At 63.2% G+C, this 12519-nt stretch carries 11 protein-coding genes; 5 read left to right on the top strand and 6 right to left on the bottom strand.

Annotation, left to right across the window (positions count from 1 at the left end):
• Positions 1–20 precede the first annotated feature (20 nt).
• A complete protein-coding gene (locus tag VGD45_RS32345) occupies positions 21–572 on the top strand; it encodes a hypothetical protein (RefSeq protein ID WP_331159549.1) in 552 nt (183 codons plus the stop codon).
• Positions 573–575: 3 nt separating this feature from the next.
• On the opposite strand, the gene VGD45_RS32340 is transcribed toward VGD45_RS32345, so the two are convergent.
• From VGD45_RS32340 to VGD45_RS32320, 5 genes are all read right to left on the bottom strand, one after another.
• Entirely contained in the window at positions 576–1769 is a 1194-nt protein-coding gene (locus VGD45_RS32340; protein WP_331159548.1) for an ATP-grasp domain-containing protein, read from the bottom strand.
• A complete protein-coding gene (locus VGD45_RS32335) occupies positions 1766–2779 on the bottom strand; it encodes a polysaccharide deacetylase family protein (RefSeq protein WP_331159547.1) in 1014 nt (337 codons plus the stop codon). Before VGD45_RS32335 ends, VGD45_RS32340 begins: the two co-directional genes overlap by 4 nt.
• 67 nt (positions 2780–2846) lie before the next feature.
• On the bottom strand, positions 2847–4055 hold the full coding sequence (locus tag VGD45_RS32330) for a DegT/DnrJ/EryC1/StrS family aminotransferase (RefSeq protein ID WP_331159546.1): 1209 nt from the start codon (positions 4053–4055) through the stop codon (positions 2847–2849).
• A 22-nt stretch (positions 4056–4077) separates the two neighbouring features.
• The gene (locus VGD45_RS32325; protein ID WP_331159545.1) at positions 4078–5157 is read right to left on the bottom strand and encodes a FemAB family XrtA/PEP-CTERM system-associated protein; all 1080 of its coding nucleotides are present in this window, start codon (positions 5155–5157) and stop codon (positions 4078–4080) included.
• Positions 5158–5163: 6 nt separating this feature from the next.
• Positions 5164–5910: a hypothetical protein gene (locus VGD45_RS32320; RefSeq protein WP_331159544.1), complete on the bottom strand. Its 747-nt coding sequence runs from the start codon at positions 5908–5910 to the stop codon at positions 5164–5166.
• 428 nt (positions 5911–6338) lie between these two features.
• On the opposite strand from VGD45_RS32320, the gene VGD45_RS32315 reads away from it, so the two are divergent.
• The 4 genes from VGD45_RS32315 (at position 6339) to VGD45_RS32300 (ending at position 10708) form a co-directional block, all read left to right on the top strand.
• The gene (locus VGD45_RS32315; protein ID WP_331159543.1) at positions 6339–7313 is read left to right on the top strand and encodes a hypothetical protein; all 975 of its coding nucleotides are present in this window, start codon (positions 6339–6341) and stop codon (positions 7311–7313) included.
• A 291-nt stretch (positions 7314–7604) separates the two neighbouring features.
• The gene (locus tag VGD45_RS32310) at positions 7605–8555 is read left to right on the top strand and encodes a glycosyltransferase family 2 protein (protein WP_349263407.1); all 951 of its coding nucleotides are present in this window, start codon (positions 7605–7607) and stop codon (positions 8553–8555) included.
• A gap of 16 nt (positions 8556–8571) precedes the next feature.
• Entirely contained in the window at positions 8572–8955 is a 384-nt protein-coding gene (locus tag VGD45_RS32305) for a GtrA family protein (RefSeq protein WP_331159541.1), read from the top strand.
• Between the two features lie 16 nt (positions 8956–8971).
• Positions 8972–10708: a hypothetical protein gene (locus VGD45_RS32300; RefSeq protein ID WP_331159540.1), complete on the top strand. Its 1737-nt coding sequence runs from the start codon at positions 8972–8974 to the stop codon at positions 10706–10708.
• Here VGD45_RS32300 and asnB read toward each other — a convergent pair.
• Positions 10671–12518 carry an asparagine synthase (glutamine-hydrolyzing) gene (asnB, locus tag VGD45_RS32295; protein WP_331159539.1) on the bottom strand — a complete coding sequence of 616 codons (1848 nt, stop codon included), beginning with the start codon at positions 12516–12518 and terminating at the stop codon, positions 10671–10673. The genes VGD45_RS32300 and asnB overlap by 38 nt on opposite strands.
• Position 12519 lies beyond the last annotated feature (1 nt).

The following is a 12519-nucleotide window of genomic DNA, read 5'->3' as shown; positions in this document are numbered from 1 at the left end:
CGGAAAACGGGCGCTTGGTAATGAATGTATCTACTTCGTTGCGGACGATCTGTAACAAAATTCGACGTCGCGTAGGGGCGCTACGCGCGGTCCGGCGCGCTCGCGTCGATACACAAGCGCGCCTCGCGGCTGCGCCGGTCAACCGCATCCTCGTCATTTGCTACGGCAATATCTATCGAAGCGCATTTCTCGGTTGCTATCTCAGCGACGCTCTACAGGGCGTCGCCGAAGTTCGCTCGGCAGGCTTTCATCCGAAAGGCGGCCGGCCTTGCCCCGAACGTCACGTCGCCGCGGCGGCACGGCTCGGCGTGGATCTCCAACAGCATCGTTCGTCGGTGGTGCGAAAGGAAGATCTGGAATGGGCCGACACCATCCTGCTGATGGATCGTCACAACTGGGCGGCCTTGCAGGAGGCGGGCGCGGATCCGCGCAAATATGTCTGGGCGGGCGCGCTGTGCGAGGGTCCGGTCGAAGTGGTCGATCCGTATCAGCTGACCGACCAGTCGGCAGCCGCCATCACCGAACGTTTGTTACGCTCGGGCCGCGGTTTGATGGAAAAGATTCGCCGGTGAAGCTCAGCGGCCGATGAACCAGCGACGCGTCTCGAGCAGCCACGGACGCGCATCGTTCAAACGCAGGATTTCATCGCGCTGATGCTTGCCGCCGAACTTCAGAAAATTCCACAGCGTGCGCAGGCGCCCGGGATGATTCGGCGGCAGGTTGAGCGATGCGCGGCTGCGTAGCATGACGGTCAGCAACGAATCCACGTCACCCCAGAACCAACGGCTGCGCACGCCGACGCGATATGACTGGATGGGCGCGGGATGTCTGCCAGCCGCGAGCTCCACGAGTAGCGAGGGGAAGTCCACGCCGGCGTCGATGGCCAATTGCAACGAGCCCCAGAAACGGCCGTTGATTTCCATCAGTCGCAGCGAGCCATCGCGATCGTCGCGTTTGAATTCCACCATCGCGACGCCGTGCCAGCCGAGATGCGTCAGCAGTTTGGTCGCGTGCTCGACAGCTGCCGGATCGAGCGGGGCGCTCTCACGCAGCACGCTGACACCGCCCGAAGGTGGCTTCTCGCGAATTCGACGATGCGTGAACCACGCGACGGGTTTGCCTCGATCGAAACAAGCAAACACGCCCACGCCAGGACCCTGGATCCGCTCCTGGATCAAGACCGGATATTCCTCCGGGCGCAAATTTTGCACCTTGTGTTCGTAGATCTCGCGAGTGGCGGCGTAGCTGACCGCAGTTGAGATCCAACCACTCGCCGTCCGCACGCGCGAGCGAGCCGGCTTGATCACGGCCGGAAACGTGAGCGTTTCCGCGAGCGACACAGCTTCTGCGCCCGAATCCACGATGTGAGTTGCTGGAATGGGAACGCCCAGCTCATGTGCCGTCTGCACGACGTAGGCTTTGTTCGAAGCACGCGCCACGCACTCCATCGGCGGGAACGGCAGACGGCAATGTTCCGGCAGCAGATGCTGATGTTCGGTGAGCAACAGCGTCGTGATCTCCGTCATCGGCAGCAGCACATCGATGCGCTGGCGCGCGGCGATCTGCACGATGGCGGCTACGAAGCCCTGCGGGTCCGCCGAAGGACTCGGACAACTCTCGACGGCGGAGGCGTAACGCGACACCGACGCCAGGGCGGGGTGACGTTCCGCTGCAATGATGACTTTATGGCCGCGCGCACCGAGGGAGCGGGTCGCGGCGAGGGCCGAACGATTGTCGGCGTCAGTGATCAGTACGCGCAGCGTCGTCATAGCAGGCGCAGGATCCGGCACAGGAACTCCGCCGAAGTGGCCGTGCCGCCCTCGTGAATGTTGACGCGCGGAATACGCAAGGGATCGCTGCCGGGGTGCGCATAGCCCACATCGGTGGTGAAGGCGAGCGAATATCCGGCCTGGCGCACCGAGCTCACGCTTTCCGGGCTGTAGTCGCCATTGGGATAAGCGAAGCTCTCGATGGGCGATCGCAGACGCTGCATCAGCTCGTTGCGCGATTCGATCAGTTCTTTCTGCAAATCGATCTGCGTGAGTCGCGGCAGGGGGGTGTGGGAGTGCGCATGCGAACCGATCCGCACCACCTCACTGTGCGCGAGCTCTTCGGCCTCTTGCCACGTCAGGAAACGATCGTCGCCATGATCGGTAGGCAACGAGCACTCGCGCAGGAGTTCGAAGGCGCGCGCCGTCACCGATTCGATCTCTGCTGCCGGCCGCGATTTGATCTGCGTGACCAACGAGCGCACGGCATCGCGTGCCGAGACATCGTCCACTCGGGCGAGGTGTTCACCGCCGATCTCGCTCAACAGCGCCGCAGCCTTTGCTTGCTTGCGCAACAGAAACAACGCTCGGGTCAGTCGCTCCTGCCAGAAGCAATGTTCCGTGCCCACGTAGCCCGTCGCCGCGAAGATTACGGCAGGCACGTTGTGCTCGCGAAGCAACGGGAGCGCATAGGCGTGATTGTCGAACCAGCCATCGTCGAATGTCACCAGGCAGGCGTTGCGTGGCAACGGACGGCGCCCCTGCAGAACTTCGTTGAACTCTTCGAGCGTGAGCGGATTGAAGAACCGGCGCAGAAAGCGCATCTGCCGCTTGAACGTTTCGACACTCACCACGATGGCGCGCGCCGAATGAGAATCGACGTTCTTCGGCAGCACGCGGTGATACATCAGCACGACGATGCGTCCGCGCAAGTTGCGCGCGGCCAGCAGCCAGAGGGCGCCGGAGTAGTAGAGGACGCTCGCGATGAGCCGTCGGACAGTCGCTTTCAATTGTCTACCCTGACCAGGCGGTTGTCGTTTGTGTGCGGAGAGACCAGGGCAGCAGCGTCGATGAAACTCATCGGTCGAGTTGTTCGCTCACCAGTCGAGCCGCACGAGCGGCCAGATCCGGCGGGCAATAGCCATGGGTGGGCAATGTGACGATGGTGTTCGCCACGGCTCTCGCGCCGGGGGTGTGCAGGTCCTGCGCAGGAACCATCGCCGCCACTTCCGGAACGTCCGCCAGCGCATTCGGATAGGACGTCGTCGCTCCAATGCCCGCACGATCGAGCGCGGTGACCACGCCGGGACGGCGCGCCGGATCGCTTACGAAGATTGGAAAGCGTGCGTACACAGGCTCCGCTCCGGGCAGCAGTTGCGCCGTTCTCACGCCGCGTGTTGCGCCGAGCGCCTCACGCAGACGGGCCGCGTTGGAGACTCGGACCGCATTGAGCGAGTCGAGACGGCGATACTGCCGCTCGGCCAGGCTCGCCAGGGCGCGACTGTAGCGTGCGATGGGATAGCGCGTCTCGTACGCCGTGCGCCCGAGGCCCAGAAAGGGCAGGCGATGGACGAAGCCGTAGAGCGAGGGCCTCAGCAACGTTGCGTACACCAGCATCTTGGCCGACAGCGACAGCGTCTCGACAGTGGACGCGGCGTCGAGCGCCTGCCAGCGCCGCTCCATGGCGGCTGCAAGGGGCTGTCCGGCAACGATCGCGCCGCCCTGGATGGTGGTGATGTTCTTGCCTTTGTCGAAACTGTACAGGCCGGCATCGCCGAAGCCGCCGACCGCGCGGCCATCGAGCCTCGCGCCGAGTGACTGGGCTGCATCGTCCAACATGAATACGCCATGCCGCGCGGCGAGCGCTTCGATGTCTTGCAAGGCGTTCGGGATGCCATACAGGTTGGCGCTGACGATGGCCAGCACGCGGCTGAAATCGAAACGTTCCAGAGCCGCCAGATCGTAGCTGAGCGTCCCAGGATCGATGTCGCACAGGCGTGGCTTGAGCCCGGCGCGAGCAATCGACGCCGGCACCGAATAGCACGTGTAGCCAGGCACGATGACTTCGTTGCGGCCTCGATCCGCGGAGGTCTCGTGCATCACCTGCAGGATGGTCGTCATGGCCGCGCGACCGGATGCGACCAGACGGCACAAAGGTTTTCGCGCGCGCGTAGCCAACTCGCCCTGCAGACGATCGAAGGCATTCGTGGGAGCGATGCCAGCGCCGAGTCCCACGAGGACATCGGTGAGCGAAACGCGCGTGCCGGCAGGTGCTATGTAGCCCAAGGCAAGATCCGTCGCTTGAAGATCAGGGAATGAGGCGTGCGACCGGCGGGCCGATCAGACGCGTCACCGGCAGCGGCAGGCGGCGCCAGGTGGCGATCGCCAGTCGATACTTCGGATTGTCCACGTTGAGCGCCGGCATGGCGGCGCCGGGCTGCCCCGGCCGATGGTAGTACCAATACAGCTGCTGGGATTCCGCATTCCAGCGCCGTTTGAAATCTTCACCGCCCGAGTCCGCCGTGGAGCGGCCCAGGTGAAAGCTGTGGCAGCCGCGCAGGCAGGCGTCGCGGATCATTTCCCAATACAACACGAAGTTCGCATCGAGCTGCCGGGCGAGCAGGCCGCCGCCGGCCCACAGGCCCTCGACCACGCCGTTGAAATAGCCGGTGAGCGCCACGGCGACGGGCTCGTTGTTGCGATGACAAAGAAATACGGAGCTGTGCTCGGGAAAAGTACGCAGCACGCGCTCGAAATAGTCGCGCCCGTACAGCGGCGTGCCGAGGTTGCGCCAGGACTGCTCCATCATCTGATAGAACACCGGCAGCAGGTCCAGACCGCCTTTGCGCACTTCCAGGCCGTGCTTGTAGGCGCGCTTCACGTTCTTGCGATGCTTGCTGGTGTAGCCGTTCCACAGCACGTCCGGATCGGCGTTCAGAGCGATGGTCATGCTGATCTTGCGCAGCGAAACCGGCAACTCGCCCGGCAGAGTCTGCGTACTGCGCAGCTCCAGATAGTCCACTTGCAGCGCCTCGGCTTTAGCAACCGCGGCATCGAGCAGCGCACGCTGGCTGTCGGTATCGTCGGCGCACGGACCGCCGAAATTCACGAAGGGCAGGGAGCACAGAATCTTGCCGAACAGCCGACTGCTCACCAGCGTCAGCGGCAACACGCCGGTGACGACGTCGCCGCGACGGGCGACCAGATAGAACGAGCGATGCCCCAGCGCCGCCGAGTTCACTTCCTTCCAGTCGTACAAGTGATAGAAGGACGCGCTGGGGCAGCGGGCGAGATAGCCATCCCATTCGGCGCGTTCTGAAGCCTCGCTCACGACGGGCGCAGGCAAGTGCGACAGGGACGACTCGGGATGGGTCAACGCTGAGGACATAGGAGCTCAGGACACTGATACAGGGGAGCGCAGGGATTCGAGAAATTGCACAAAAGCACGCGCGGCGATTCTACGGCCTGGGGCGTTCAAGTGACCACCGTCATTGGTCCAATGGGCATGCAGCGCGCGGGGCCGGGCGGTGTCGAAGCCGGACTGCGGACCCGATTCGATGGCGGCCAGGTCGAACAGCATTTGTGGGGGCACCGTTTCGCGCAGCCTGCGATTGAAATCTTCACGTGCGCGGTTGTGCTCGACCTCGGGATCCGACCTTCCGAGGACGCGACCGAGCGTTGCACGCCAGCGCGGTTGCACGGCGCGCAGGGGAACGGTGACATGCGCAAAGCGCATTTGCGGCAATGCCTGGGCAAGCGCGCTCATGCGAGTTATGTAAGTACGGAACAAATCCTCGACCGGCGTCGCGGATGTCACATCGACGTAACAGAATTTCAATAGCGCCAGATCGACGTCGCATGCGAACTTCTCACGCGTCAGGCGCTCGAATTCTTCGAGCTTCGAGAGGGGCTCGCGATTGCGGCCGACGGGGCAATGAATCAGCAGCCAGCGGGTGTCGGATGGCTCATCACGGTGGCTCGTGTGATGGGCATCACAGATTCGAGGTCCGGCGAGCCGCTCCGTATCCGGCAATTCGGCGAGACCAGTCACGATATTGGCGCCGACCGACTGATGGCCGAAGAACACGCTAAAAGGCCGCGTCGGGCCGGCGGTCGAGGTGGATGGAGCCGTCGGGGTCATGCCGCAAAGTCTAGCTTGGGCGTCGACCTCGGGATCGTGAGGCGCTCGATGTTACGAAATATCAAAGGAGCTGTCGGCGATGGACCCGGGCAGGCCTACGACAATGCCGGAATCGCAGCATCGTCACCTCCCGACACGGTACGGTGCGCGGTTTGTGAGCTGCGTCCGCGACGTTCCCAAGGCGCAGTGCACGCAGTCTCACATCGGCGGCCACGCAACGCTCCAACCAGCGCTTTCCACAGTGTTTGCGCGTGTCCGCATCGTCGGCGGCACGCGTGCAAGTCGCAAAAATCTTAGGGGCATACCTGATGAAACTTCGTTTCATGTCGGCTATACGAGACATTATCGCCCATCGTTCAACGTCTATATTCTTCGCCTCCAAGAAATGCCGTGGCGTCCGGCGGCATGAGGAATCGGAGTCGACATCTATGAATCGAAAGTTTGCATCGCTGACCGCCGCCGCCGGCCTGTGGCTCGGCCTGGCAGGCACCGCGCTCGCGCAGGTGCCGAATCCGCCGACAGATCTTTCCGTCGAAGGCGGTTCGAGCGTGCCGACCACTCCCGGCAGCACGCTGTTCTTCGACAATTTCGACTATGAGGCGAGCCGCAGCGGCGGCGTGTCGTCGGTCTTCCCGGCGCATGGCTGGACCCACGTGAAGGCGGAGAACTCCAACGAGGCCAGCGGCAACGGCTGGATCTACACCCGCGCCGACAGCACTTTGGGCTCGCGCGTGCTGGTGCTCGAGTCCATCCCGGGCTCGACCGCGATGGAAGGCATGCCGTACTCGCAGACCGACTACTACTTGCAGCTCGGCCGCGAAGGCAGCACGACGCAGACCCTGCCGGCCAACGTGTGGATCCAGTTCTGGACCTATGCGACGCCGGAAAGCCGCTTCAGCACCCGCGACAAGACGCTCTATCCGTGCAGCGGCATCTATCCCTGTAACTGGGGTCCGAACCTCGGCTGGCTCTTCATGTGGGGCTCGGGCGGCTTCAACACCAGCGGCGATGGCTCCTCGCGTCGCTTCCTGGCGGTCGAAGCTCAGAATGCGGATTTCCGCGGCGACACCGAGTATCCGGCCAACAAGGCCAAGCTGAAGCAGAACCTGGTCTCGACGCCGCTGGCCGGCGGGCAGTGGTATCAGGTCCGTCTGCACTTCGACACCAGCGGTGCGCAGGGCACGTATGAGGCGTGGGTGCGTCAGCGCGGCCAGTCGACCTGGACCAAGTACTCCGACTGGCGTGGCGGTCAGACCGCGAACTTCTACTGGCCGATCCCGACGGATCAGCGCCGCGGCCACACCATGTTCCGCGCGCCGACGACGGTCAACGGCTTTGGCAGCTCGACCGTGTACATCGATGACTTTGCAATCGCGAGCTCGCAGTCCGCATTGCCCCAGTAATCGCTCGGTCCTGAGTAACAGGCGTGTCATCAGACACGCTTAGCATCGGCAGCGCGCCGGGCCCCACCCGGATACCCGGCGCGCTGCAGTCCCTCCTGGATCGCTGTCCTGGCGCATCCGCCCAAAAGTGCTGGTTTTTCCCGTAGGCGCTGCTTTCGTGATTAGATAGGCAGCTGGACGCGGTCATCCCACCGCCGCCGATGAGGGAAAAACTTGTCCGTGACGTCTGAGTCAGCCAGTCCCGTGGCGAGCGGGACGGTGGCATCGAACGAGAATTTGGCGCCGACGGCGATCGGCGTCGGGGGCAAGCTCGTCTCGATCGTCGCTCCGTTTTACAACGAGAGCGAAGGCGTCTGGATCTTCTACGAAGCGCTGCGCGCCATGGCCAGCACGGTCCCCGACGTCCGCTTCGAATTCATCTGTGTCGACGACGGCAGTCGCGACGACACGCTGGTGCATCTGTTGGCCGCCAATCGCCTCGACCCTCGTTTCGTGGTGGTCGAGCTGTCGCGCAACTTCGGCAAAGAGGCCGCGTTGACGGCCGGCATCGACACCGCGTGCGGCGACGCCGTGGTGCCCATCGACGCCGATTTGCAGGACCCCCCGACGCTCATCCCGAAGATGATCGAGGAATGGCGCAAGGGCGCCGAAGTCGTGCTCGCCCGGCGCACCGATCGCAGCACCGATACGTTCCTCAAGCGCAAGACGGCCGAAGGCTTCTATCGGCTGCACAACAAGCTGTCCACGGTGGCGATTCCCGCTAACGTCGGCGACTTCCGGCTGATGGACAAAGTGGTGGTCGCGGCGTTGAAGCGGCTTCCGGAGCGCCAGCGCTTCATGAAGGGCTTGTTCGCCTGGGTCGGGTTCAAAGCGGTGACGGTGGATTACGCCCGTCAGCCCCGCGCCGCCGGCAAGACCAAGTTCTCCGGCTGGAAGCTCTGGAATTTCGCACTGGAAGGCATCACGAGCTTCAGCACCGCGCCGCTGAAGGTCTGGACCTATGTGGGCACGATCTGCGCGCTGCTGACGCTGACCTATGCCGCGTACATCGTGATCCGAACCTTGATTTACGGTATCGACGTCCCCGGCTACGCGTCCGTGCTGGTGGCGATCCTGTTCTTCGGCAGTCTGCAGCTCATCAGCATCGGACTGCTCGGCGAGTACATCGGTCGCATGTATCTCGAAAGCAAGCAGCGCCCGACCTACCTGGTGCGCAAATGTCATCGACAGGGCACTGAGTAAGTAAGCGAGGCGAGTTGTGGTGTTGAGTGTCCAGGTGCGCCGGTTCCTGCTGTCCGGCGTGCTCGCAACGGCTGTGCATTTTGCGGTCGCACTGGCCATGATCGAAACGGCGCATGCCGAGCCGGCCATCGCCAACGCGGTGGCTTTTACGGTTGCCACGGCCTTCTCATATGTGATCAATACGCTATGGAGCTTTGGCAGCTCCATCGACGGGCGGACCCTGGCCCGCTTCGTCACAGTACAACTACTGGGGGTGGTGCTGGCCGCCGCTGTGTCCGGGACCGTCGACTGGCTCGGCGGGCACTACATCGTCGGGATCATTTGCGTACCCGTATTCGTTACGCCGGTAACGTATACGCTGCATCGACTGTGGACCTACCGCCCACGCGTGCAGACATAAGGTTCGTTCACAGACCATGTCCACTACGGCGTCTTCCGCTCCCCGGACCATCGGAGAGCGCATTGCCCTCGTCGCGTTCGTCGCGGCGTACGTCATTTTGTTCAACCGCACCTGGCCGCATGGCGATGCGCAGCGCATCGTGCAGCAGATCGCCGCGTCGGATCTGATCTGGAATCCCAATCATCTGCTGCTCGATCCTTTCGGTTATTACTTCTCGGTGTTGCTGACGCAGCTGGGCGTGACGATCGACCCGCTCACCGCGTTCGAAATCCTGAGCGGCGTGGCGACGGTAATTGCGCTGCTGATCTTTCATGCGGCGCTGCTGCGCGCGGGTGTCGCGAGCCCGGCAACTCGTCTGCTGTGCGTTGCCGGGCTGTTCGCCTCGCACACATTCCTCACGCTCGCGGTGAATCAGTACTACGTGATGGTGCAGATGCCGCTGCTGATGGGCGTGATCTATTGCTATATCGACTTCCTGGCGTCCATGCGCGCCGGTCGCGCCGAGGAACGCAATCTGTACTACATGGGGCTGCTGCTCGCCGGTGCGGCGGCCGTGATGTTCAACAATCTGCCGCTCGCCATCATCGCCGGCGTGGTCGTGGGATTCAGCGGCCCCGGATTGGGTCGATGGCAGCCTCGCTACACCCTCAAGTTGTGGGCGGCCGCCGCGGCGCTGGGATTTCCGCTGTTCGTCGCGGGCTATCTCTTATCCGGCACCGAGGCTTCCTTTCTTACCTGGCTCACGGCCTACCAGGGCGACTCATCGAGCCGCTTGAATGAATTGTATGGACTCGACTGGACCGTGGCGGGAGTAACGGAGGCCACCGCCTTGGTCGGCTTCAATACGCTGCTCGGCGCGACGCTTGCCACCGCGGGGCTCGGCACGGTGCTCAAAGTGCTGGCGTTCTCCGAGCCATTCGAGTTCATTCCCAATTTCGGCACGATCGGACTGAGCCTAGTGCTCGCGCCGGCGGTGATCGTGTTCGTCGTCGGCGTCGCGTGGTTCGCGTTGCGTCGGGTGGTCAGTGAGCCTCTGGCGCGCTTTCTGCTCGCGTGGATCGTGATGTACCTGGCCTTCAATTTCCTGTGGGTGGCGGGCGATGACATCTTCTGGGGCCAGATCCTGCCGGCCGTGTGGCTGCTCGCGATGATGGGGCAGGGCGTGATGCCACAGGTGACATTCGCGAACGATCTGGCCGCGCCGTCGTGGGGAAGCAGGGATTGGCGGCGGTACGCGCTGATGGCCTTCGTGCCAGCGCTGCTGATCGTCAATACCGTCACCGTCGTCGAGCCGATGTCGGATCGCGCATTCCTGGTCAAGCGCCAACAACACGATTCGCTGGTGCGCGCCGGCGATCTCGAGATCATTCCGGGTTGGGATCAGCGCAAGTGGATGCAGCTCAGTGAAGATGCGCCGGGCGTGCGCAAGCTCGTGCTGATGAACATGGCGCTTGCCAAGGAAGATGCGCCCCAGCACATCTCGCGCGTGCCGGAATTGATCGAGGCGCAATTGAATAGCGGCGGTCGCGTGCTCGTGGCGCGGGTGTACGACAAGGATCACGACCTGATGCCGTGGTATGCGCTCGCGGAAATGGGCTGGCCGCGGCAGAAGATTCAGCAGTTGCTATCGGGCTTCTGCCATCGGCCGATCGCAACCATCGGCGATGTGGTGTTTCACGAGCTGTACCGCTGCGAATCGCCGCCGCAGACGTCCACTAGACCCGATAAGCCTCTCGCCACAGCGACAGGTTGAGCACGCCCCACAGCAGCTCGCTGTGGTCGGCAGCGCCGCTGCGATGCTGGCTCAGCAGATCGGTGAGCAGGCGCGCATCGAGCGCGGACTCAATGGCCGGGCTGTGCAGCGCCTCTTCCAGCAGCTTGCCCACCGGTCCATTGCTCGCGAACCACGGTTGCAGCGGCACGCCGAAGCCCGACTTGCGTCGATGGATAATCGGCCCGGGCAGGTAGCGAAGCGCCACGTCCTTCAGCACGCGCTTGCGATGTTTCAATGTTTGTTTGTAGGGCAGCGGCAGGCTGCGCGCGAAATCGATCATCTCGTTGTCGAGAAACGGCACGCGTGACTCGATGCTGGTCGCCATGCTCATCTTGTCCTGCCGGTTCAAGATGGACACCAGATAGGTCTGGAAGTCGAGCGTGGCGAGCGCGGTTACCACGTCCAGGCCACGCGTATGAGCGTCCGCCAGCCGCTCTTCTCTGAATTCGAGCGGTATCGCGCCGTTGGCGCGTGCGACCTTGCGAACCATCGAAGGATCGGTGCCGGTGGTGTTATAAATCATCGCGTCGTGCACCGGACGGCGAGCGAAATCCGCGAGCTTGCGCAACCGATGATCCCCGGAGCGGGCGAGCATCGCGACGGCCGGCGTGCGCAACAGCGCGGGAACGCGATTGATGGTCTGCAACAGGCGCGGAATGTAATAACGCGGATAGCCGCCAAACAACTCATCGGCCCCTTCGCCCGTCAGCACCACCGTCACGTGCTTACGCGCCAGCTCGCTGATCGCGTAGATGTGCACGGAGTTGGCATAGTTGAGCGGCAGGTCATGGTGCCAGACCAGCTTCGGCAACAGGCCGGCGAAGTCACGCTCGTCGATGCGTAGCTCGTGATGATTCGTGCCGCAGGCTTGGGCGGCCATGCGCGCATACTCGCTTTCGTCATAAGCGGCTTCATGAAAGCCGACCGAGAATGTGTTGATCGCGCGTCCAGCGTGGCGTGCGGCAATCGCGGTCGTGAGACTCGAATCGATACCACCGCTGCAGAAGGTGCCGAGCGGCACATCCGACATCAGCTGTCGCGCGACCGAGCGATTCAGCACGTGATCGAGCTCGTCAACGGCCTCGTTGTAGCTGCCCTTGAAGGGCGCGGGAGGAGTGCGCACCGACCAATACTCGCGCGGCGGCGAGGCGACGCCAGCGACGATTTCCATGGTGTGCCCGGGCGGGACCACGTGCACGTCGGCGAACAAATTCTCCGAGCCGGCCACTTGCCGGAACAGCAAATATTCCGCCACGCGCTTTTCGTTCAGACGCGGCGTCACCAGCTCCGACTGGAACAGAGTCTTGATTTCCGAGCCGAACACGACGCCACGAGGGGTGGCTGCGTAGTAAAGCGGCTTGATGCCAGCCCGATCGCGCGCCAGCAACAGACGCTTTTCGACCTTGTCCCATAGCGCGTACGCGAAGATGCCATTCAACTTGGCGACGGCGGCATCGCCCAGGCGCGCATGCAGCGCCAGGATGACTTCGGTATCCGAGGTGCTGCGGAACTGCGCTCCCTGCGCCGCGAGCTCCTGCTTCAGTTCGTTGTAGTTGTAGATCTCGCCGTTATAAACGATCACGTAGCGACCGTCGGCCGTGAACATCGGCTGATGCCCGGCGGGGCTCAGGTCGATGATGCTCAACCGTCGATGACCGAGACCGAGCGGGCCCTCGATGAAATCGCCGGCATCGTCCGGTCCTCGATGCGAGATGATGTCGCGCATCGCCTTGAGACGGGCGGGATCGCAAGCCTGATCCCGATAAAACACACCGACCAGACCGCACATG

Source organism: Steroidobacter sp., assembly GCF_036402275.1.
In the GTDB taxonomy this organism is placed as follows: domain Bacteria; phylum Pseudomonadota; class Gammaproteobacteria; order Steroidobacterales; family Steroidobacteraceae; genus Steroidobacter.
This window is presented reverse-complemented; position numbering and strand designations above follow the sequence as displayed.

What these genes read in the sequence shown, in the direction of transcription:
- VGD45_RS32325 (WP_331159545.1), bottom strand. Translation starts at nt 5,157, where the DNA reads ATGTCCTCAGCGTTGACCCATCCCGAGTCGTCCCTGTCGCACTTGCCT.
- VGD45_RS32315 (WP_331159543.1), top strand. Translation starts at nt 6,339, where the DNA reads ATGAATCGAAAGTTTGCATCGCTGACCGCCGCCGCCGGCCTGTGGCTC.
- asnB (WP_331159539.1), bottom strand. Translation starts at nt 12,518, where the DNA reads ATGTGCGGTCTGGTCGGTGTGTTTTATCGGGATCAGGCTTGCGATCCC.
- VGD45_RS32340 (WP_331159548.1), bottom strand. Translation starts at nt 1,769, where the DNA reads ATGACGACGCTGCGCGTACTGATCACTGACGCCGACAATCGTTCGGCC.
- VGD45_RS32300 (WP_331159540.1), top strand. Translation starts at nt 8,972, where the DNA reads ATGTCCACTACGGCGTCTTCCGCTCCCCGGACCATCGGAGAGCGCATT.
- VGD45_RS32345 (WP_331159549.1), top strand. Translation starts at nt 21, where the DNA reads ATGAATGTATCTACTTCGTTGCGGACGATCTGTAACAAAATTCGACGT.
- VGD45_RS32320 (WP_331159544.1), bottom strand. Translation starts at nt 5,910, where the DNA reads ATGACCCCGACGGCTCCATCCACCTCGACCGCCGGCCCGACGCGGCCT.